Origin of the sequence: Streptomyces sp. NBC_01803, assembly GCF_035917415.1 — a bacterium.
Classification (GTDB): Bacteria; Actinomycetota; Actinomycetes; order Streptomycetales; family Streptomycetaceae; genus Streptomyces.
On record NZ_CP109073.1, the window covers coordinates 4,715,543 to 4,736,514 of the forward strand.

The 20,972-nt window shown below is 71.8% G+C and carries 18 protein-coding genes; 10 read left to right on the top strand and 8 right to left on the bottom strand.

All coding sequences use genetic code 11. The annotated features are described in order from the left end of the window. Nucleotides 1–29 precede the first annotated feature (29 nt). The 5 genes from OIE51_RS21445 to map form a co-directional block, all read right to left on the bottom strand. Complete coding sequence (locus OIE51_RS21445) at nt 30–1,646, bottom strand: alpha-amylase family glycosyl hydrolase (protein ID WP_326599368.1); 1,617 nt, start codon at nt 1,644–1,646, stop codon at nt 30–32. A gap of 34 nt (nt 1,647–1,680) precedes the next feature. Next, complete coding sequence (locus tag OIE51_RS21450; protein WP_326599369.1) at nt 1,681–2,505, bottom strand: carbohydrate ABC transporter permease; 825 nt, start codon at nt 2,503–2,505, stop codon at nt 1,681–1,683. After that, nucleotides 2,502–3,596, bottom strand: a complete 1,095-nt coding sequence (locus tag OIE51_RS21455) for a carbohydrate ABC transporter permease (RefSeq protein ID WP_326599370.1) — start codon at nt 3,594–3,596, stop codon at nt 2,502–2,504. Before OIE51_RS21455 ends, OIE51_RS21450 begins: the two co-directional genes overlap by 4 nt. 441 nt (nt 3,597–4,037) lie before the next feature. After that, entirely contained in the window at nt 4,038–5,402 is a 1,365-nt protein-coding gene (locus OIE51_RS21460) for an ABC transporter substrate-binding protein (protein WP_326599371.1), read from the bottom strand. A gap of 127 nt (nt 5,403–5,529) precedes the next feature. Then, nucleotides 5,530–6,396 carry a type I methionyl aminopeptidase gene (gene map, locus OIE51_RS21465; protein WP_326599372.1) on the bottom strand — a complete coding sequence of 289 codons (867 nt, stop codon included), beginning with the start codon at nt 6,394–6,396 and terminating at the stop codon, nt 5,530–5,532. A 33-nt stretch (nt 6,397–6,429) separates the two neighbouring features. On the opposite strand from map, the gene OIE51_RS21470 reads away from it, so the two are divergent. From OIE51_RS21470 to OIE51_RS21480, 3 genes are all read left to right on the top strand, one after another. After that, nucleotides 6,430–6,687, top strand: coding sequence for a hypothetical protein (locus tag OIE51_RS21470; RefSeq protein ID WP_326599373.1), 258 nt, complete (start codon nt 6,430–6,432; stop codon nt 6,685–6,687). A 24-nt stretch (nt 6,688–6,711) separates the two neighbouring features. Further along, a complete protein-coding gene (gene npdG / locus OIE51_RS21475) occupies nt 6,712–7,416 on the top strand; it encodes an NADPH-dependent F420 reductase (protein WP_326599374.1) in 705 nt (234 codons plus the stop codon). 64 nt (nt 7,417–7,480) lie between these two features. Continuing rightward, a complete protein-coding gene (locus OIE51_RS21480) occupies nt 7,481–7,660 on the top strand; it encodes a hypothetical protein (protein ID WP_326599375.1) in 180 nt (59 codons plus the stop codon). Nucleotides 7,661–7,871: 211 nt separating this feature from the next. On the opposite strand, the gene panB is transcribed toward OIE51_RS21480, so the two are convergent. Continuing rightward, nucleotides 7,872–8,750, bottom strand: a complete 879-nt coding sequence (gene panB / locus OIE51_RS21485; RefSeq protein ID WP_326599376.1) for a 3-methyl-2-oxobutanoate hydroxymethyltransferase — start codon at nt 8,748–8,750, stop codon at nt 7,872–7,874. 234 nt (nt 8,751–8,984) lie between these two features. Here panB and OIE51_RS21490 point away from each other — a divergent pair, with 234 nt between their 5' ends. The 3 genes from OIE51_RS21490 to pspAB are packed head-to-tail and all read left to right on the top strand — an operon-like array spanning nt 8,985 to nt 11,644. Continuing rightward, nucleotides 8,985–10,097 carry an endonuclease/exonuclease/phosphatase family protein gene (locus OIE51_RS21490; protein WP_326599377.1) on the top strand — a complete coding sequence of 371 codons (1,113 nt, stop codon included), beginning with the start codon at nt 8,985–8,987 and terminating at the stop codon, nt 10,095–10,097. Between the two features lie 24 nt (nt 10,098–10,121). Next, nucleotides 10,122–11,021, top strand: coding sequence for a zinc metalloprotease HtpX (htpX, locus tag OIE51_RS21495; protein ID WP_326599378.1), 900 nt, complete (start codon nt 10,122–10,124; stop codon nt 11,019–11,021). Between the two features lie 8 nt (nt 11,022–11,029). After that, entirely contained in the window at nt 11,030–11,644 is a 615-nt protein-coding gene (gene pspAB, locus OIE51_RS21500) for a PspA-associated protein PspAB (protein ID WP_326600732.1), read from the top strand. On the opposite strand, the gene OIE51_RS21505 is transcribed toward pspAB, so the two are convergent. Next, nucleotides 11,616–13,370: an NAD+ synthase gene (locus tag OIE51_RS21505; protein WP_326599379.1), complete on the bottom strand. Its 1,755-nt coding sequence runs from the start codon at nt 13,368–13,370 to the stop codon at nt 11,616–11,618. The genes pspAB and OIE51_RS21505 overlap by 29 nt on opposite strands. A gap of 223 nt (nt 13,371–13,593) precedes the next feature. Between OIE51_RS21505 and OIE51_RS21510 the strand changes: the two genes are divergently transcribed. The 4 genes from OIE51_RS21510 (at nt 13,594) to OIE51_RS21525 (ending at nt 18,905) form a co-directional block, all read left to right on the top strand. Further along, entirely contained in the window at nt 13,594–14,655 is a 1,062-nt protein-coding gene (locus OIE51_RS21510) for a terpene synthase family protein (protein WP_326599380.1), read from the top strand. Nucleotides 14,656–15,204: 549 nt separating this feature from the next. Beyond that, a complete protein-coding gene (glnA, locus tag OIE51_RS21515; protein WP_326599381.1) occupies nt 15,205–16,566 on the top strand; it encodes a type I glutamate--ammonia ligase in 1,362 nt (453 codons plus the stop codon). A gap of 156 nt (nt 16,567–16,722) precedes the next feature. Further along, nucleotides 16,723–17,883 (top strand): metallophosphoesterase family protein, encoded by a 1,161-nt coding sequence (locus OIE51_RS21520; RefSeq protein WP_326599382.1) that lies wholly within the window; start codon nt 16,723–16,725, stop codon nt 17,881–17,883. A 383-nt stretch (nt 17,884–18,266) separates the two neighbouring features. Continuing rightward, nucleotides 18,267–18,905: a class I SAM-dependent methyltransferase gene (locus OIE51_RS21525; protein WP_326599383.1), complete on the top strand. Its 639-nt coding sequence runs from the start codon at nt 18,267–18,269 to the stop codon at nt 18,903–18,905. Nucleotides 18,906–19,146: 241 nt separating this feature from the next. Here the strand turns inward: OIE51_RS21525 and OIE51_RS21530 are convergent, their stop codons facing one another. Beyond that, the gene (locus OIE51_RS21530; RefSeq protein WP_326599384.1) at nt 19,147–20,289 is read right to left on the bottom strand and encodes a methyltransferase domain-containing protein; all 1,143 of its coding nucleotides are present in this window, start codon (nt 20,287–20,289) and stop codon (nt 19,147–19,149) included. Between the last annotated feature and the right edge of the window lie 683 nt (nt 20,290–20,972).

The window sequence follows — 20,972 nt, forward strand, 5'->3', positions numbered from 1 at the left end:
CCCGGTTCCCCCGTTTTCTCCGGGGAACCTTACAGCGCGAAGATCCCGAAGCTGAAGCCCGGGGCGGTGATCTCCCGCCCGGACACGGTGACCCCCGACGTCTCCACCGGCCGTGCGGTGGGCGCCGGTTCGGGCCGGGGCAGGGTGAACGAGGCCGGCTCGCGGCGGGGGTTGACGACGACGAGATAGCGGTCGCCGCGCACGTAGACCAGCGGATAGCCGCTGTGCAGGACCTCGACGCCGGCCCGGCCGCCCAGCTCGGGAGTGGCCCGGCGCAGCGCGATGAGCCTGCGGACCAGGCGGAGCAGCGAGGATTCGTCGGCGCGCTGGGCGGCGACGGTCGGCCGGCCCGGGTCCGGGTCCAGCGGCAGGTAGAGGCGGTCGGCGGGGGCGGTGGAGAAACCCGCGCCCGGCGAGTCGTCCCACTGCATCGGGGTCCGGGAGCCGGCCCGGTTGTAGCGGGGGCCGATCGCGCTGCCCTCGTGGTCGGGCAGGTCCGGCAGGAAACGCATGCCGATCTCGTCGCCGTAGTAGATCGCGGGCAGGGTGGGCCAGGTGAGCTGGAACGCGAAGGCGGGCGGGAGCTGTTCGGCCGTGCGCGGTCCGCAGGCCAGCCGCGAGAAGTCGTGGTTGGCGGTCGGCAGCGTGCAGAATCCGCGGTCGCCGATGACGGCGCTCACCGACTGCCAGGCGGTGACGAACGTGCCCGCCGTGCCGCCGCCTTCGGCGTCGAAGTAGCACGGGTCCGGCGTCCAGTGCTCGGCGACGGTGCCGTGCCCGTTGTGCCACAGGGAGCGCAGCGGCAGTCCGTCCGAGGGGCCGCCGAACTGGAGGAAGAAGTCCGAGTGGAACCCGGCGGGCACGGACACGGCCGGGTCGCCCCACTCGGCCAGCAGGGCGGCGTCGGGGTGGGTGCGGTCCAGCCACGCGCGCAGCTCGGCCCAGAGCGTGCTCGTCGCACGCAGCCCGGGGTCGTCCTTGACCAGTGAGTGCGCCATGTCGACCCGGAAGCCGGCCAGGCCGAGCCGCAGCCAGTGGTCCATGATCTCGCGCAGCGTGGCGCGGTTGGCGCGCGGGCCGTCGGCGGACACCGGCTGCCGCCACGGCTCGGCCGGGTCCTCGCGGGCGTAGCCGAAGTTGAGGGCGGGCTGGGAGTCGAAGAAGTTCGGCAGATAGCCGCCGGGCCGGCTCCCGGGCGAGCGGACGAACCGGTCGGGCAGCCCGTCCGTCTCCTCCGTCCAGATGTACCGGTGGTCGGCCGGGTCGTCGACGGCGTGCCGGAACCAGGGGTGCTGGTCGGAGGTGTGGCCGGCGACGAGGTCGAGCAGGACCCGGATGCCGAGGCGGCCGGCCTCGTCGACCAGCTCGGCGAGGTCGTCGGCGGTGCCGTAGCGCGGGGCGACGGACAGGTAGTCGGAGATGTCGTAGCCGGCGTCGTTGAACGGTGAGGCGAAGCAGGGGTTCAGCCAGACGGTGGTCACCCCGAGCCAGGCCAGGTGGTCGAGGTGTGCGGTGATACCCGCGAAGTCCCCGACGCCGTCCCCGTTGGCGTCGGCGAAGCTCTGCGGATAGATCTGGTACAGCACGGCGTCGGCCAGCCAGGCCGGTGCGGGGCGGAACGACGACGACGGCGAGGGCGACGGCATGGGGATCACCAACTCTGTGCGCGGTCCGGGAGGGTCAGCCCTTCACCGCGCCCGCGGTGAGCCCGGAGACCACGGCGCGGCGGAAGACCAGGACGAGCAGGGCGATCGGCAGCACCGAGACGGTCGCGGCGGCGAAGATCGTTCCGTAGGGGATGGTGAACTGGCTGCCGAACAGCGCCAGGCCGACCGGCATCGTGCGGTACCGGTCCGCCGTGTTGAGGGTCAGGGCGATCAGGAACTCGGTCCAGCAGGCCGTGAAGGTGAAGATCGCCGCCGTGAACATCCCCGGCCTGGCCTGCGGCAGGATCACCGACAGCACGGTGCGCAGCGGCGAGGCGCCATCCACCCAGGCCACCTCCTCCATCTCCTTCGGGATCCCGAGGAAGAAGTTCCGCAGGATCCAGACCGCGAACGGCACGTTCAGCGCCGTGTACACCAGGATCAGCCCCTGATAGCTGTTCAGCCACCCGATGTCGCGCATGAGCAGGAAGAGCGGCGCGGCCAGCGCGATCGTGGGGAAGAGCGAGATCATCAGCAGCGCCACCATGATCGGCGCCTTGCCGCGCAGCGGCAGCCGGGCCAGCGCGTAGCCGGCGAACGAGCTGAGGCTGAGAACGAGCACGGTCGCCACCACGGAGACGAACACCGAGTTGAGCAGATAGGTGCCGAAGTCGTTGTCGATGAAGGCGTCCCGGTAGTTGACCCAGGTGCCGTCGTCCGGCCAGGCGGTCGGTGGGCTCGTGCCGATCTCCGCCTGCCCCTTGAAGGACGTCACGGCCATCCAGTAGAGCGGCGCCGCCACGAAGGCGGCGATCAGCAGCGCCGCGCCATGGGTCCAGGTCAGCCGGATGCGTCTCAATGCCCCGCCTCCTCGTCTCCGACCCGGGACCGGAACGCGCGCAGGAAGAGCAGACAGCCGACGAGCACCAGGCCCGCCGTGCTCGCGGCCACCGCGGCGCCGGGCCCGAAGTCGAGGTTGGTGAACATCGCCTGCCAGCCGAGCAGGGCCAGCGACTCGGTGGCGTCCCCCGGGCCGCCGCCGGTCAGCACGAACGGCAGGTCGAACAGGCCGAACGCCTGGAGGACGCGGAACAGCACCGCGATCGTCAGCGCCGGCCGCAGCAGCGGCAGTCGCACCCGCCAGAACGCGGTCCACGCCCCGGCCCCGTCCACCCGGGCCGCCTCGACGACGTCGGACGGCAGCATCATCAGCCCCGCCAGCACGATGATCGCCACGAACGGGGTGGTCTTCCAGATGTCGGCCACCGCCATCGACAGGATCGCCGGCATCCGGGTACCGAGGAACTGCACGGGCTGACCCGTCACATCCTCCGAGAGGGTGGTCAGCACCCCGTACACCCCGTTGTACATGTAGGCCCACAGCTGCGCCGAGACGACGGTGATCATGGCCCACGGCAGCAGCAGCAGCGCCATCATCCAGCCGCGCCCGGCACCGCCGAGCCGCTCCAGCACCAGCGCGATGAGGGTGCCGAGCAGCAGCTCGACCAGCACGGTGCCGATGGTGTAGAGCACGGTGAACGACAGCGCGTGCCGCCAGCGCTCGGAGCCCAGCAGGAGCTGGTAGTGGTCGGTGGTGAAGCCGGAGAGCCGGAAGCCGTCCGCCGAGACCTCCACGCCGCTCAGGCTCATCGCGATGGAGAAGCTCACGGGGAAGAGCGTGACGGCCAGCACCACGAGCAGCGCGGGTGTGGCGAACCACCACCCCAGGCGGGCGAACCGGCGCTCCAGCATCGAACGCCGCGGTCTGACGACCCCGCCGTCGTCACCGCTGCCGCCCCCTTCGCCGCTGCAGGAGGGCGGCGGCGGACCGGCCGTGGGCCGCTTCTCCAGCGACATACGCTCCGACAGCGGCGGCGACTCCGGCCGCCCGTAGGCCGCCGTGCGTTCGTCGTCCGGCTGCCCGGCCCCACCCGGGGAAACGTCGCTCACTGGTTCACTCCGCTCGCTTCTCCGGCCACGCGGCGACGTGTGGGTGTCGTGGGTGCGTGTGGTCCGGTGGCCGCGTGTCCGTCGCTCACTGGTTCACTCCGCTCGCTTCTCCGGCCACGCGGCGACGTGTGGGTGTCGTGGGTGCGTGTGGTCCGGTGGCCGCGTGTCCGTCGCTCACTGGTTCATCCCGTTCGCTTCTCCGGCCACGCGGCGACGTGTGGGTGTCGTGGGTGCGTGTGGTCCGGTGGCCGCGTGTCCGTCGCTCACTGGTTCATCCCGTTCGCTTCTCCGGCCACGCGGCGACGTGTGGGTGTCGTGGGTGCGTGTGGTCCGGTGGCCGCGTGTCCGTCGCTCACTGGTTCATCCCGTTCGCTTCTCCGGCCACGCGGCGACGTGTGGGTGTCGTGGGTGCGTGTGGTCCGGTGGCCGCGTGTCCGTCGCTCACAGGGCGTTGTCCTCCAGCGCCCGCTGGATGTCCCCGGCGGCCGATCTCAGGGCCGCGCCGGGCGCGGTGGAGCCGGCCAGCGAGCCGTTGACGTTGGTGAAGATGCCGTAGCTGACCTGCGGATAGCGGGGCGTGGCGGCGGGCCGGGAGACCAGCGGGACCTCGGCGGCATGGGCGAGCACCGGGTTGTCCCGCTGGAGCTCCGGGTCTTCGAGCGCCGAGGAGGCGGCCGGGATCACCGAGTTCTCCGCCAGCATGCGCTGCGCCTCGGGGCCGGTCATCCACTCGATGAAGGCGAGCACGGCGCCGATGGCCTCGCTGTGCGGGTTCACCATCAGATTCCAGCCGCCGACGCCCGACGGTCCGGGCTCCGAGCCGTCCCCGAACGCGGGCAGCGGGGCGATGCCGACTTTCCCCGCGACCTTGGAGAGCTCCGGGTTGTTGGCGTCGGCGTAGGCGTAGGCCCAGTTGCGGTGGAAGGCGGCGTCCCCCTCGGCGAATGTCTGGAGGGACTGCGGCTCCTGGAAGCTGGTGATCGCCGAGGGCGCCACCCCGTCCGCCAGCATCCCGCGCATGAAGTCGAGCGCCCGCCGGTTGGCCTTGGAGTCGATCTCACTGCGCTCGCCGTCCGCCGAGACGCTCCGTCCGCCGGCGGCGGCGGACAGCTCGGTCCAGTTGACGGTCAGCCCCTCGTAGTTGGCCCACTGGGCGACATATCCGTACGGCACGTCCCCGGCCTCCTGGAGCGTCGCGGCCGTCTCGGCCAGCTCCTCCCAGGTCTCGGGCACCGGCAGGTCGTGCCGCTCCAGCAGGTCCTTGCGGTAGTAGAGGAAGCCGATGTCGGTGTAGAGGGGTGCCGCCACGTGCTCGCCGTCGTGTTCGGTCACCGCGGCCCGATCCTCGGGGAACCGGTCCCAGAAGTCCTCGGGCAGGTGCTCGTCCAGCGGCATGGCGAGGTGGGCTTCGCCGAACTGGGCGGGCCAGATGACGTCGCCGCTGTAGACGTCGATGCTGCCGGAGCCGCCGGAGATCTCGGTGGTCAGCGTGGCCCGCACGGTGTCGGTGTTGTTCGGTGCCGCCTGGAACTCCACGGTGATGTCCGGGTGCTCCTTCTCGAACGCCGTGATGAGCCGCTGCGGCAGTTCATCGGGTCCGAAGTTGATGGCGTACCAGGTGATGGTGCCCGACGCCGGACCGACGTCGCGCGGATCGACCGACGCCGAGCCGACGCTGGAGCCGCAGGCGACCGCGGCCAGCAGGACGGGGACTGCGCAGAACGCCCTTGCTCTGCGGATGGAGGTGCCCAGGACGTACTCCTTGTGGATGTCGCGTACCTGGGCGGCAGCCTTTCGCGCCCACACCTCCACACAAAGCGGAAAACGCTCTTATCGGAAATCTTCACTGGAAAGGCGCCCGAAGAGGTGTGCGGCCGGAGCGGGGCCGGGGAAGAACCGGGGGCGGGTCAGGGCAGTGGATCAGGGCAGTGGGTCACGGCAGGGTCAGGATCTCCGCGCCGTCGTCCGTCACCAGCAGCGTGTGCTCGAACTGGGCCGTCCGCTTCCGGTCCTTCGTGACCACCGTCCAGTCGTCCGGCCACATCTCCCACTCGTGGGTGCCCAGCGTCAGCATCGGCTCGATGGTGAACGTCATCCCCGGCACCATCACAGTCGTCGCCTCGGGGTCGTCGTAGTGCGGGATGTACAGCCCCGAGTGGAAGGACGTATTGATCCCGTGCCCGGTGAAGTCCCGCACCACGCCGTAGCCGAAGCGCCGCGCGTAGGACTCGATCACCCGGCCGATCACGTTGACCTGCCGGCCCGGCCGCACCGCCTTGATCGCCCGGTTCAGCGACTCCCGGGTCCGCTCCACCAGCAGCCGCGACTCCTCGTCCACCGCCGCCTCGCCGCCGACCAGGTACGTCGCGTTGGTGTCGCCGTGCACGCCGCCGACGAACGCCGTGATGTCGAGGTTGACGATGTCGCCCGCGCGCAGCGCCGTGGAGTCGGGGATGCCGTGGCAGATGACCTCGTTGACCGAGGTGCACAGCGACTTCGGGAAGCCCCGGTAGCCCAGCGTCGAGGGGTAGGCGCCGTGGTCGCACAGGAACGTGTGCGCGATCCGGTCCAGCTCGTCCGTCGTCACACCGGGCGCGATGTGCGCCGCCGTCTCCGTCAGGGCCCGCGCCGCGATCCGCCCGGCCACCCGCATCCGCTCGACGGTCTCCGCGTCCTGCGCGTGCGGCCCGGTATAAGGAGTGGGCGCCGGTCGGCCCACGTACTCGGGGCGCGGGATGGCGGACGGCACGGAGCGCGTGGGGGAGATCCTGCCGGGGGAGACGAGTGACTGGCCAGACATGCAACTGAGTCTACGGGCGGGCAGGATGAGGGCATGGCTGCTCTGTTCAGACGAAAGCCCGCCGGCCGCGAGGGCGAGTGGTACTACTGCCTCAAGCATCAAAAGGTGGAGGAGGGCCGGGAATGCCCGGCCCAGGACCGCTTCGGCCCCTACGCCACCCGCGCCGAGGCCGAGCACGCGATGGACACGGTCCGCGAGCGCAACGCCGAGTGGCGTGACGACCCGCGCTGGAACGACAAGGACGACAAAGATTCAGCCGGGGAGGGGGACGATCACGACAAGGGCGCCTGAGCCCCGGGGTGGGAGGATCTGAATATGACCTCTGATAACACTGCGCCGAAGCCTCCCGCCAAGGACCCCTGGGACCTGCCCGACGTCTCCGGGCTCGTGATCGGCGTGCTCGGCGGTACCGGGGACCAGGGCCGTGGGCTCGCCTACCGGCTGGCCAGAGCGGGGCACGAGGTGATCATCGGATCGCGCGCCGCCGATCGCGCGCAGGCCGCCGCCGACGAGCTCGGCCACGGTGTCCGGGGCCTCGACAACGCCGGCTGCGCCCGCGAGAGCGATGTGATCATCGTGGCGGTGCCGTGGGACGGCCACGCCCGGACCCTGGAGTCGCTGCGCGCGGAGCTGGCCGGGAAGCTCGTCGTGGACTGCGTCAACCCGCTCGGTTTCGACAAGCAGGGCGCCTATGCGATCGTCCCCGAGGAGGGCAGCGCCGCCCAGCAGGCCGCCGCGCTGCTGCCCGACTCCCGCGTCACCGCCGCGTTCCACCACCTGTCGGCCGTCCTCCTCCAGGACCCGACGATCGAGAAGATCGACACCGATGTCATGGTCCTCGGCGAGAACCGCGCCGACTGCGAGATCGTCCAGGCCCTCGCCGGCCGCATCCCCGGCATGCGCGGCGTCTTCGCCGGCCGCCTGCGCAACGCCCACCAGGTCGAGTCCCTCGTCGCCAACCTCATCTCGGTCAACCGCCGCTACAAGGCCCACGCGGGCGTCCGGCTGACCGACATCTGAGCTGTCCGGGGGCGTGCGTGACAATGGAGTCCGCCCGCCGCCGACGACGATTCCGGAGCCCCTCATGAGCCCGCGCCGACTCGCCCTCTATGCCCTGACCGTCTGCCTCCTCGCCGTGGTGGCGGCGGTCGTCTCGTTCACCAAGGGGAACTGGCTGGGCATCGCGTGGATCATGGTGGCCGGCGTCTCGTCCAACATGGCCATCTACTACGGCAAGAAGGCGAAGGCCCAGCGGACCGCCTGAGACGAGCGGTCCACCGGGCCCCTGCCGTGCCTGCCGTGCCTGCCGTGTCTGCCGGGGGCAAGGCGTGTCGCGCAACCGCCAGACGGCCGTCGATCGATCCTCGGGCGCCCTCGCGGGCAGCTCACAGGCCGCGCCACATCAGGCAGGGTCGCTCTGTCGCGACTGTCGACCACGGCCGGAATCGGGCGCCCCACGGCTTCCGCGACACGCTTCAGTGGAAGCTGTGCTCCTCCGCCGGGTACGCCCCGCCGACGACGTCCTCCGCGAACGCCCGCGCCGCGTCACCCAGCGCCTCGCGCAGCCGCCCGTACTGCTTGACGAACCTCGGCGTCCGGCCGCCCGGCCACTCCGTCATCCCGGCCATGTCCGTCCAGACCAGCACCTGGGCGTCGCACTCCGCGCCCGAGCCGATGCCGATCGTCGGGATGTGCAGGCTCCGGGTCACCTCGGCGGCCAGCTCCGCCGTCACCAGCTCCAGCACCACCGCGAACGCGCCCGCGTTCTGCACCGCCTTGGCGTCCCGCAGCAGCTGCTGCGCCGCCTCCTCGCCCCGGCCCTGCACGGGGTGGCCGCCGTAGGCGTTGACCGACTGCGGCGTCAGCCCGACGTGCGCCATCACGGGGATGCCCGACTCCACCAGCAGCCGGATCTGGTCGGCCGAACGCTCGCCGCCCTCCAGCTTCACCGCGCCGACCCCGGCCTCCTTGACCAGATGCGTCGCGCTGCGCAGGGCCTGGATCGGCCCCTCCTGGTACGACCCGAACGGCAGGTCGCCAACGATCAACGCCCGCCGCGTGCCCCGCACCACGGCGGCGGCCAGCATGGTGATCTGCTCCAGCGTGACCGGCACCGTGCTGTCGTATCCCAGGTGGGCGTTCCCCATCGAGTCGCCCACCAGCATCACCGGGATACCGGCGTCGTCGAAGACGGACGCGGTCATCGCGTCGTAGGCGGTCAGCATCGGCCACTTCTCGCCGCGCCGCTTGGCCGCGGCTATGTCCCGGACAGTGACGCGGCGGCTGCTCTTGCCGCCGTACAGGCCCGGCTGCTCCGGCTTGGCCGGTGTCTGGGCAGGCGTGTGGAGGGTCATCGTGCGTGCTCCTGTTCGTCGTCTCGAAGCGCCATGAACGGCGTCCCCGGATCGACACCCATCCTCGCACCGTCGGGCACGAGCGGAAAGAGGCGGGAGGAGGGTTGAGAAGAGTGCTGATATAACGGAACCTCGCGCCCCGCCGTGACCGTCTTGAGACCGGACGTCATATTCAGACCGTCCGGGGTCCGTGTAAGTGCCCGGGGCGGAGCGCGACGGTCAGCGAGGGAGCGGATGGCACGCTTGTACACCCCGGAGACCAGGCCGGACGACGGCGCGGACAAAGGCGCTGGGACCGGAAAGAGCGAGGGCGCCGAGGGCGCCGGTGGTGCCGGCGGCACCCCACCCGAGGCCGAGCCCCGAGCCGAGGCCGAGGCCCGAGCCGAGCCCACGACCAAGGCCAAGCCGCGCTGGCGCGACCGCGTCGGCCGCTGGCGGCGGGGCTGGGTGGTGGCGGGTCTCGCCCTGGCCCTCGCGCTCGTGATGACGCTGCACGCCAGGGTCCCCAACACGATCGGCAACCTCGGCAGCCTGCTCCAGACCTTCATGCCCTGGCTCGGGCTGACCATCCCCGTGCTGGCCCTGTGTGCCGTGCTGCGCCGCTCGGTGACGGCGGTGGCCGCGTTGCTCGTCCCCGCACTCGTCTGGCTCAACCTCTTCGGCGGCCTGCTGCTGGACAAGTCCGGCGACGGCGGCGCGCTCATGGTCGTCAGCCACAACGTGGACGCGGGCAACGCCGACCCGGCCGGCACCGCCCGCCGGCTCGCGGAGTCGGGGGCCGACCTGCTCGCGCTCCAGGAGCTGCCGCAGGACGAGCTGGCGACGTACGAGGAGGCGCTGGCCGCCGCCTATCCGCACCACGCCGTGCAGGGCACGGTCGGGCTGTGGAGCCGATACCCGCTCGGTGACACCGAGCCGGTCGACATCGGCATGGGCTGGACGCGGGCCATGCGCACCACCGTCGACTCGGCGCTGGGCGACCTCGCCGTCTACGTGGCGCACCTGCCCTCGGTCCGCGTCCAGTTCCGCGCCGGGTTCACCGCCGGGCAACGGGACGACGCCGCCGACCTGCTCGGCCGGGCCATCGCCGCCGAGCCGCTGGACCGGGCGGTCCTGCTGGGCGATCTGAACGGCACCATGAACGACGGCGCGCTGGCCCCGCTCACCTCCCAGCTCCGCTCCACGCAGGGCGCCGCGGGGGCCGGCTTCGGCTTCAGCTGGCCGGTCGGCTTCCCGATGGCGCGGATCGACCAGATCCTGGTCCGCGACCTGGAGCCGGTCTCGTCCTGGACGCTGCCCACCACCGGTAGCGACCACCTGCCGGTGGCCGCCCGACTGGACCCCTGAGCCATCGGTTCTTACGTTGGATATGTGGCCCGTACCCGATATGTCCCCGATAGGGGCCTGACCCGGCGCATGGTTCTCACCATGTTCCTGATCGGGCTGCTCTATGTGATCTTCACCGGCTTCCTGATCGCGGCGCTGGGCAAGGCGTGGCCGCTGATCGTGCTGCTGGTGGGCGGGCTGTTCGTGGCGCAGTTCTGGTTCAGCGACCGGATCGCCGCGTTCAGCATGGGCGCCCGCGAGGTGACCCCGGCGCAGGCACCCGAGCTGCACGGCGCGGTGGACCGGCTGTGCGCGCTGGCCGACATGCCCAAGCCGCGCGTGGCCGTCGCCGACACCGACGTACCGAACGCCTTCGCCACCGGCCGCAGCCGGAAGAAAGCGCTGGTCTGCGCCACCACCGGACTGCTGCGCCGCCTGGAGCCGGAGGAACTGGAGGGCGTCCTCGCGCACGAGCTGTCGCACGTCGCGCACCGGGACGTGGCCGTGATGACCATCGCCGCCTTCCTCGGCGTGCTCGCCGGACTGATCACCCGGATCGCCCTGTGGACCGGCCTCTTCGGCCGGGGCGGGCGGGACAACCAGAACGTCGCCCTGCTCCTCATCCCGCTCATCAGCGCCGTGGTCTACGTGATCAGCTTCCTGCTCACCCGGCTGCTGTCCCGCTACCGCGAGCTGTCCGCCGACCGCGCGGGCGCCCTGCTCACCGGTCGGCCGTCCGCGCTGGCCTCGGCGCTGACCAAGGTCTCCGGGCAGATGGCCCGCATCCCCACCCGGGACCTGCGGCAGGCCGAGCCGTTCAACGCCTTCTTCTTCGCGCCCGCGCTGTCGCCCGGGGCGAGCCTGGGCCGGCTGCTGTCCTCGCACCCCACGCTGGAACAGCGCCTCGACCGGCTGGCCCGGCTCTCCGCCCGGCTCGGCGGGTGACGGCCGCCGTGGGCTTCCTCGACGCGATCCTCGGCCGCTCCCGGCCGGCCCGCCCCGACCTCGACCAGCTCTTCGGCCTCCCGGCCGCCGCCGTCACCCTCCAGGCGGGCGCCGGCTTCGCGCCCACCGGGCTGGGCTCGGTCTGCTTCGCCAGCGTGGAGGGCGGCGCGTTCGCGCGGGCCAGGCGGGAGGTGGCGGAGCTGCTCGGGGAAGTCGAGTCCCGCGAGGACTCCTACGGCTACACCTGGCTCGTGCTCCGCCACACCCCCGACGACCTGCCCGGCCTGGTCAACGACCTGCACGCGGTCAACACCCTGCTGACGGACGCCGGCTTCGGCCCTCAGCTGCTGTGCTCGCTGACCGCGTTCCGCGACGCCGAGGCCCGGCCTCTGGCGCTGGTCTACCTCTACAAACGCGGCGCGTTCTACCCCTTCGCGCCGCTGCCGGGCGCGGGGGAGCGCCGGGACAACGCCCTGGAGCTCCAGACCCGCGCCCTGCTGACGGACGACCTCCGCCTGGAGAAGGACCTGACCCGCTGGTTCCCCGTGTGGGGAGCGCCGGGCCTGACCGGCCCTCACCCGCCCCAACCCGGCCCTAACCCCCCTCCCGCCAGCGGTTCGTGATCGGCAGGCGGCGGTCCTTGCCGAAGCCCTTGGGCGAGATCTTCGTGCCCGGCGGGTACTGGCGGCGCTTGTACTCGGCGGTGTCGACCAGGCGCAGAATGCGGGTGACCAGCTCCGGGTCGTACCCCGCCGCGACGATCGCCTCCCGGCCCTGGTCGCGGTCCACGTACAGCTCCAGCACCCCGTCCAGCACGTCGTAGTCGGGCAGCGAGTCCGTGTCCACCTGCCCCGGGCGCAGCTCGGCGCTCGGGGGCTTGCTGATCGAGCTCTCCGGGATGGGCGGGGTCTCGCCGCGCCGCTCGGCCGCCTCGTTGCGCCACCGCGCCAGGCGGTAGACGCCGGTCTTGTAGAGGTCCTTGATCGGCCCGTAGGCGCCGACCGAGTCGCCGTACAGCGTGGAATACCCGACGGCCAGCTCGCTCTTGTTGCCCGGCGCCAGCACGATGTGGCCCTCCTGGTTGGACACCGCCATCAGCAGCGTGCCGCGCAGCCGGGACTGGAGGTTCTCCTCGGCGAGGCCGGTCAGCTCCACCGCGGACATGTAGGCGTCGAACATCGGGCCGACCGGCACCGGCCGCAGCCGCAGCCCGGTGCGGCGGGCCAGCTCGGTCGCGTCGTCGCGGGAGTGCTCCGAGGAATACCGCGACGGCATCGACAGCCCGTACACGTTCTCCGCGCCGATCGCGTCGCAGGCGATGGCCGCGCACAGCGCCGAGTCGATGCCGCCGGACAGACCGATGAGCACCGAGCGGAAGCCGTTCTTCCGCACATACGCCCGGACGCCGGTCACCAGCGCCTGGTACATCTGCTCGGCGTCGTCCAGCCGCTCCGCCTCGCCGCCGGGGTAGCGCGGCTCGTACGGCGCGACCGGGTCGGCCGACAGCGTCACGTGCTCGATCCGCAGCCCGTCGTCGGCGACCCCGGCCGGCACCGGGCCCCGCGCGGCGGGCAGGTCGAGGTCGAGCAGCAGGCACTTCTCGGCGAACTGCGGCCCGCGCGCGATCACCGAGCCGTCCCGGTCCACCACGATCGAGTCGCCGTCGAAGACCAGCTCGTCCTGGCCGCCGACCATCGCCAGATACGCCAGCGCGCAGCCGGCCTCCTGGGCGCGCTTGCGGACCAGCTCCAGGCGGGTGTCCTCCTTGTTCACCTCGTACGGCGAGGCGTTGATCGACAGCAGCAGGCCGGCACCCGCCGCGCGGGCGGCCGGCACCCGGCCGCCGTCCTGCCACAGGTCCTCGCAGATGGCCAGCGCCACGTCGACGCCGCCGACCCGGATGACGGGCAGCGTCTCGCCGGGCACGAAATACCGGAACTCGTCGAAGACGCCGTAGTTCGGCAGGTGGTGCTTGGAGAAGGTGAGGACCACCTCGCCGCGGTACAGCACGGCGGCGGCGTTGCGCGGCGCGCCCACCGGCTGGCCGAGGCTCTGCCGCACGTGCTCGGCCCGGTCCAGGTGGCCGACGACGACGGGCACCTCGCCCAGGCCCTCGGCGGCCAGCCGGGCGGCCAGCTCGCGCAGCGCGGACCGGCTGGCGGCGACGAAGGAGCCGCGCAGCGCCAGGTCCTCGACCGGATAGCCGGTCAGCATCATCTCGGGGAACACGACCAGGTGCGCGCCGCACTCGACGCCGTGTCGCGTCCAGCGCAGCACGGCGTCGGCGTTGCCGGACAGGTCGCCGACGGTGGAGTCGATCTGGTTCAGGGCGATACGTAGCTGTGGCACGGGACCGAGTCTAATCGTCCGATTGACGTTATGGGGGTGGGGGTCGCCTTCGATCAGGCCGGAGTACGCCGCGGCGCGTGGCCCCGAGCGGCACCGATATGAAAAGGACCGCCAGATTCGGTCACGATGTGCCGCTGTCCGATTGCGGAGACATGTGCCAGGGCAGAGCTACCCCACGCCGCGGACGCGGCAGAGCTGACCCGCGCCCGAATTGGGGGGTGGCATGCCGCAAGACGCTGATGTCTTTCTACCCTTCGAGTCCAGAAGCAATCCCGACGCCGGCCGGGCGCGGGAGCGTCACCTCGACTGGGCGGTGGACCACGGGCTGGTCCGCGGCGCCGAGGCGTTGCGCCGCTACCGCGCCTGGATGCTGACGGACCTCGCCGCCTGGGCCTTCCCGGACGCCAGGGGCGCGGATCTGGACCTGGTCACCGACGCGGTCTGCCTGGGCCTTGCGCTGGACGACCAGTTCGACGGCCCGGCCGGCCGCCAGCCGGAGCGGGTGGCGTGGCTGAGCACCGAGCTGGCCGCCATCCCCTACCGCGCGCCCGGCACCCGCCCGAAGCTCGACCTGCCGGTGACCCGCGCCTACGCGGACCTGTGGCGGCGCGGTGCGGCCGGGACCTCCCCCGCCTGGCGGGAGCGCGCGGCGGGAAACCTGACGCGCTTCTTCCGCTCGTTCGTGCAGGAGGCGCAGTACCGGTCCGTGGGCGCCCGGCTCGACGAGGAGGCGTATCGCACGCTGCGCGGGCACGCGGCCGGCACCGCGCCCCGCTTCGACCTGATCGAGCGCGCCGGCCACTTCGAGGTCCCGGCCGGGGTCTACTGGAGTCGCGAGGTGCGGACGCTGACCCGCTGCGCCGGGGACGTGGTCCTGCTCTGCGACGACCTGCGCGCGGCGGAGCGCGACGAGGCGCGCGGCGACCCGTACAACCTCGTGCTCATCCGCCGGCGCGATCGGGGCCTCACGCGACCGGAGGCGGCGGCGCAGGTGGGCGCCGAGGTGACGGACCGGGTCGCGCTCTTCCAGGCGGTGAGCGGACGGGTGCCCGAGCTGTGCGCCCGCTGGCGGGTCGACGCGCGCGGCGCGGCGGGCACCGCGCGCTATCTCGACGGCCTGCGCTGCTGGATGGCCGCCGTCCTCCGGTGGGGGGCGGCGTCCGCCCGGTACGCGGACCCGGCGGCCCCGGACCCGGGCGGGATCACCGGCCACGGGACGGGTCCGGCGCCGCCGGTGCGGCCTTCCAGCGTGGTCCCGGCGCCCGCGCCTGTCGCTCAGGCATGACGGACGATGCCGGTTCCCGGAGGGCGAATTCGCTGTGAAGAATCGGCGTACGGCACGGGCGTCCCCGGCGGCCCGGCGGCGAACGGACACGGGGCGGGCGCGGAACGGGCGTGGAACGGGCGTGGAACGGGCACGGAGCGGACGCGGAACGGACGGCCGTCCGGCCGTCCCGGGAGCGCGCGACGGCGACCGGGCGTAGCGCTTCCGCCCCATGAGGTGACACGGTGAACGGACGGCGGGTACGGCCGTTCCCGCGCCGTTGCGGAAAGGTCCCCCGAACGGGCAGCATGCCGCCGCGCGGACCCGCTCGGTCGGACGGGTGAAAGGCCCGTGACCTGGGGTTTATGACCATGGCTCAGGTGAAAGTCGCACCGTATAGTCGTGGCCAATGATTGGTCCGTTCGCCCCATCTGCGGTGTTCCACAATGGGGCCGGGCCGTCCGGTCGCGCGTGCGCAACGCCGCGGAAATCCTGTGATGGGATGCTCGGGGGCCCCCGAGCGCCCCGCGGCCGGGGACAGAGCCGTCGGACCAGCGAGGATGGGTGGAGATGGAGAAGCAGCAGGAGTTCGTGCTCCGGACGCTGGAGGAGCGGGACATCCGGTTTGTGCGGCTGTGGTTCACGGATGTGCTCGGCTTCCTCAAATCCGTGGCCGTCGCCCCCGCCGAGCTTGAGCAGGCGTTCGAGGAGGGCATCGGCTTCGACGGCTCGGCCATCGAAGGATTCGCGCGTGTGCACGAGTCCGACATGATCGCGAAGCCCGCCCCGAGCACGTTCCAGATCCTGCCCTGGCGCGCGGAATCCCCGGGCACGGCCCGGATGTTCTGCGACATCCTGATGCCCGACGGCTCCCCGTCGTACGCCGACCCGCGCTACGTCCTCAAGCGGGCCCTGGCCAAGAGCTCCGACCTCGGCTTCACCTTCTACACGCACCCCGAGATCGAGTTCTTCCTGCTCGACGAGAAGCCGGTGGACGGCACCCGGCCCACCCCCGCCGACACCTCGGGGTACTTTGACCACACCCCGCAGAACATCGGCATGGACTTCAGACGCCAGGCCATCACGATGCTGGAGTCCATGGGGATCTCCGTCGAGTTCTCCCACCACGAGGGCGCCCCCGGTCAGCAGGAGATCGACCTGCGCTACGCCGACGCGCTCTCCACGGCGGACAACATCATGACGTTCCGCCTCGTCATGAAGCAGGTCGCGCTGGAACAGGGCGTGCAGGCCACGTTCATGCCCAAGCCGTTCTCGGAATACCCCGGCTCCGGCATGCACACCCACCTCTCGCTCTTCGAGGGCGACCGCAACGCCTTCCACGAGACCGGCGCCGAGTTCCAGCTCTCCAAGATCGGCCGCTCCTTCATCGCCGGGCTGCTCCGGCACGCGGGCGAGATCTCGGCCGTCACCAACCAGTGGGTCAACTCCTACAAGCGCATCTGGGGCGGCGCCCAGCGCCCGGCCGGCGCCGGCGGCGAGGCCCCCTCGTACATCTGCTGGGGCCACAACAACCGTTCCGCGCTGATCCGCGTGCCCATGTACAAGCCCGGCAAGACCGGCTCCACCCGCATCGAGGTCCGTTCCCTCGACTCGGGCGCCAACCCCTACCTCGCCTACGCGGTGCTGCTGGCCGCCGGCCTCAAGGGCGTCGAGGAGGGCTACGAGTTCCCGGCGGGCGCGGAGGACGACGTCTGGGCCCTCACCGACCGCGAACGCCGCGCACTCGGCATCGAGCCCCTCCCGCAGAACCTGGGCGAGGCGATCCACTTGATGCAGCACAGCGAGCTGGTCGCGGAAACTCTCGGCGAACACGTCTTCGACTTCTTCCTCCGCAACAAGCGGCAGGAGTGGGAGGAGTACCGCTCGGAGGTCACGGCGTTCGAGCTGCGCAAGAACCTGCCGGTGCTGTAGCCGCTGGTCGGGACGGTGTCGGTGGCGGCCGGTCCGCCGCCGCTCGACAACCCGGGGGCGGCCAGCCGCTGACCGCCGCCTCCGGCGCCGGGAAGCCGTCGCGCCTCGGCTGTCGACAGATGGCCGTGCGGAGCGGTCACCCGCCCGGGGCGACCCGTGTACGAGCTGGTTCCGGCTTGCCTCCGGGGGCGGGACGGTACCTTGGTCTTTGGCCTCGTGCCCGCGTGGGCTTGGCGGCGCGACACCGGGGCGACACGTGGGCCGCTCAGACTTTCGGTCATGAACCGTCGTTTCCTTGTCAGCCTGCCGCTTGCCGCGGCCCTCGCTGTTTCCGCTTCCGTGTCCGCCGGTAGTTCGTCGGCCAGTTCGTCGGCTGATCCGGAGTCCGTCACCCCTGCCTGGGGGGCCTCGTTGCCCCTGACCCTGGCCGTCTTGGGAGACGCGCCGTACGGTGCGGAGCAGGTCGCCGCGTTCCCCGATCTGATCGCCGACGTCAACGGCGATCCGCGCGTCCATCAGGTCATTCACCTGGGGGATATCAAGACGGGCAGCAGCTCTTGCACGGATGAGTACTTCCGGCACATCGCGACGGAGTTCGAGCGGTTTCGCGATCCGCTGATCTACACGCCGGGCGACAATGAGTGGACGGACTGCCACCGGCCGGCCGCCGGTGGCTACGACCCGCTGGAGCGGCTCGAAGTCCTGCGCTCCCAGTTCTTCGCGGAGCCGGGAGCCGCGCTGGGTGTGCGCCCGATGGTGCTGGAGACGCAGGCCGTCGACCCGGCACACGCCGCGTTCGTTGAGAACACCCGCTGGGCATCGGCACAGGTGGCTTTCGCCACGGTGCACGCGGTGGGTTCGGACAATGGGCTGGCCCCGTGGTTCGGCGGGAACGAGACGCCCGAGCAGACCCGGCTCCGGGAGGCCGAGGTGCGGGCGCGTACCGATGCGGCGCTGTCCTGGATCGACGACACCTTCGACGCCGCGGAGGAACGCGGCCTGCGGGGCGTGGTGATCAGCATGCAGGCGGACACGTTCGCCGGGGGCGGCTCGGCCGGTTACACGGAGATCGTCCGGCGTCTGGCGGACCGATCGCGGGCGTTCGACGGGGAAGTGCTGCTGCTTCAGGGCGACACCCACCGCTACCTGGTGGACCGGCCGTTGGCCGAAGGACACGAGGGTTACGGGATCAGCGAGCCGGTCACCAACCTCACCCGGATCGTGGTCGAAGGCGAAACGGTGTCGGAGTGGCTGCGCCTGACCGTGAACCCGACAGCGGAGCAGCTGTTCAGCTGGCAGCGCGTTCCGGTGGACTGAGCACAGGGACCGAGCCCCGGGCCGCCGCGCTGGGCGCCACCACCCGCCCAGCGCGGCGGCGCGGCATCCGCACCGGCCTCGCGCCCGTCCACCGGCCCTCAGCCTCGCGCTCCTGAACGGCCGTGGCTGGCACTGCCGGGCATGGCCCGCTTGATCCACGACTCCCGACCATGGCTCCCGATGCCCGCGGGAGAAGGGCGAGACGTTCGGCGGTTCGCCCATCGCGAGGTCTGAACTCCGCGCCGCGACCGCCGTCGCGTCGACGGACTTCGCACCGCACGCGGTCTGTTGGACATGACAGCCACGGACCACGGCCGCGGTATCAGGCCCCGTCCGATGGGTCGGCGCCGGACCCGATCGCGCGAACGCTAGTGTCGTCCCTTGTGACCGGACTCCCCTCGTACCTCCGTGCGACAGCGGATGCCTACGACGCCATGGCCGTTCGCTACGCCGAAGCCGTCCGTGATGGGCTCGACCATCTTCCGCTGGATCGCGCGGTTCTCGCCGCGTTCGCCGAGCTCGCGGGAGCCGCTGACGCCGGGCCCGTCGCCGAGCTGGGATGTGGCCCTGGATATGTGACGGCGCACCTGCGGGGCCTGGGACTGGACGCTTTCGGCGTCGACCTGTCGCCGGTGATGATCGACCTCGCCCGCGAGGCTTACCCGGACTCGCGGTTCGAGGTCGGCTCGATGGATGCCCTGGACCTGGCCGACGGCACACTGGGCGGCATCGTGTCCTGGTATTCGGTCATCCATACTCCACCGCGGGAAATACCGTCGTACTTCGCTGAGTTCCGCCGGGTTCTGGCCCCGGGTGGCACCCTCCTGTTCGCCTTCTTCGAGTCCGAGGGCGGGCCGGTGTCGGCGTTCGACCACAAGGTGACGACGGCCTACCGATGGCCGATTGACGACCTCGCCGGGCTGGCCCGCGAGGCCGGGTTCGTCGAGGTCGGCCGGATGCTGCGCGAGCCCCGCGAGGACGAGCGGTTCCGCCGGGGCCATCTGCTGACGCGCGCGGGGTAGCTTCGGCAGCAGCGGCTCACCCGATGACGAGTCGGGGCCGGAAGGAGGCGGCACGGCGCGCGCGGCCAGGGGGCGGTCGGTTTTCCGGTGGACCACCGGCACCACGCCGTCCTCGATCGGCCGGACCGTGGTTCCTCCCACCCGCACTGCCGTGGTTCCGGTGTGCCGGGCGGTCGGCGCCGCCCGGCGTGGCGCCCGGGGCCGGGACGATCGTTCTCTCGGCCCGGGCCCCGTCGGTGGTTCACCGGGCGTCGTCCCAGAAGGTGAGCAGGTGTCCGTCGGCGGTGGCGGCGACGGTGAATTCGTGGAGGCCGGGGGAGCCGTCGGCTCGCCATCGGTTGACCTGTTCCTCGATGCGGTTCCAGACGGGGTAACCGGACTGGCGTACCGTCCACTTGTCCCCGTCCTGGCGCAGCGCGGCCCAGACCTTGGCCTCGGGGTCCCAGTAGAGGTGGCCGTCGGGAAGGCGTAAGTCCCGCAGCCAGGGGGCGGCGGCCTGGGCGACGAAGCGGGTGGTCGGTTCGGCCAGGTCGTCCGGGGTGATGACGGCGGGGCGCTCGCTGGTGGTGATGTCCGGGAGGGGGCCCGAGGGGTGTGGCTCTTGTGGGTGGGCGAGGCCGAGTTCGGCGCCGCCGGGGGTGATGAGGCGGCCGAGGGCCACGTCGGGGTCGGCCAGCAGTCCGCCTTCCCCGACGGTGAGGCGGGCGAGGGCGCCGGCGTTCATCCCCCCGCTGACGGGGGTGATGATCTGGCCTCCGGGGCGGGTGAGGGTGAACCAGAGGCGGGGGACGGTGATGACGGCGCAGGTGGAGATGATGCGGTCCCAGGGGCCGGTGGCCTCTTCCCATCCGGTGACGGCGTTGCCGTTGACGAGGTGGGGGTTGTATCCGGCGAGGGACAGGGCCTCGCGGGCGCGGCGGGCCACGTCGCGGTCGAGTTCGACGGTGGTGACGAGGTGGTCGCCGAGCCGGTGGGTCAGTAGCGCGGCGAGGTAGCCGGTGCCGGTGCCGATGTGGAGGACGCTCATGCCGTCCTCGATACGGGCTTCCTCCAGAATGCGTGCGGCCAGGCTCGGTGCCGGGCTGGTGTGGGTGGGTTCGCGGTAGATCACGCTGCCGAGTTCGTCGGGGCGGATGCCGGCGACGCGGGTGACGACGGGTTCGTCGCGGTGGCAGAGGGCGAGCCAGTCGGGGTGGGTGGCGGTGAGGGGTTCCCAGCCGGTGCCGTTGCGGCGGAAGAGGCCGTCGCGGAGGAACGTGCGCCGGGGGACCTCTCGCATGGCGCGGCGCCAGGGTTCCGTGCGCAGGTGTCCGGCGGCGGCGAGGGTGTCGGTCAGTTCCGAGCGCAGGGCCTCGTCGTCGCCGTGGTCCGGGTCCGGCTTCATGGGTCATCTCCGTGGCGTGCGGCGCGGGATGGGCTGGGGCTCCGAACGTGGGCTCGGGGCTCGGGGCTCGGGGCTCGGGGTTTTGGGTCTGGGGCTTGGGGCTTGGGGGTTCAGCGCGGTGCGTTTGGCTGCGGCGTGTTCGACCGGGCCAGGTGACAGGCCGGTCGTGTCGATGACTTCACCGTTCTCGGTGGCGGGGGCGAGGGCGGCGGGGCGTGGGTTCTGGTCGGCGCGGCGTCGATGACCCGCCGGCCGGGGCCCGGGCGGCGGTGGGGCAGGCCCCGGACAAGGGCAGGTGCGGGACGGCCCCGTTCACGTCGTCGGGGTTGGGGTCGAAGCCGAAGTCGCCACCGATCAGAGCCAGTTCTCGAACGGTGTGGTCGTGGCCGACGGCGCCGTACCGATTCGAGTGCGCGGCAGGCGAGGTGGACGCTGCCGCAGATGATCGCCACGGTGGTGTCCTCCCGTCGCAGGCTCAGGACGGTGGGCGGAAGTTCCCACAGTCCCAGGTCGACCTCATTACCCCAGTCGCGGACGGGGCGGAAGGCGTCGGAGACGTACGGGGCGGTCGCTCCGACTCCCGGACCGAGCCAGCCTCGCATCCCGAGCACCTCCTTGAAGCCGTGCCAGAGCTCCGACTCGCGCCCTGTCGGGGCGCGGGCGAGGAGGTACTGTGCCCGACA

What these genes read in the sequence shown, in the direction of transcription:
- OIE51_RS21510 (WP_326599380.1), top strand. Translation starts at nt 13,594, where the DNA reads ATGCCGCAAGACGCTGATGTCTTTCTACCCTTCGAGTCCAGAAGCAAT.
- map (WP_326599372.1), bottom strand. Translation starts at nt 6,396, where the DNA reads ATGTCTGGCCAGTCACTCGTCTCCCCCGGCAGGATCTCCCCCACGCGC.
- panB (WP_326599376.1), bottom strand. Translation starts at nt 8,750, where the DNA reads ATGACCCTCCACACGCCTGCCCAGACACCGGCCAAGCCGGAGCAGCCG.
- OIE51_RS21490 (WP_326599377.1), top strand. Translation starts at nt 8,985, where the DNA reads ATGGCACGCTTGTACACCCCGGAGACCAGGCCGGACGACGGCGCGGAC.
- OIE51_RS21445 (WP_326599368.1), bottom strand. Translation starts at nt 1,646, where the DNA reads ATGCCGTCGCCCTCGCCGTCGTCGTCGTTCCGCCCCGCACCGGCCTGG.
- glnA (WP_326599381.1), top strand. Translation starts at nt 15,205, where the DNA reads ATGGAGAAGCAGCAGGAGTTCGTGCTCCGGACGCTGGAGGAGCGGGAC.
- OIE51_RS21480 (WP_326599375.1), top strand. Translation starts at nt 7,481, where the DNA reads ATGAGCCCGCGCCGACTCGCCCTCTATGCCCTGACCGTCTGCCTCCTC.
- OIE51_RS21530 (WP_326599384.1), bottom strand. Translation starts at nt 20,289, where the DNA reads ATGAAGCCGGACCCGGACCACGGCGACGACGAGGCCCTGCGCTCGGAA.
- npdG (WP_326599374.1), top strand. Translation starts at nt 6,712, where the DNA reads ATGACCTCTGATAACACTGCGCCGAAGCCTCCCGCCAAGGACCCCTGG.
- OIE51_RS21470 (WP_326599373.1), top strand. Translation starts at nt 6,430, where the DNA reads ATGGCTGCTCTGTTCAGACGAAAGCCCGCCGGCCGCGAGGGCGAGTGG.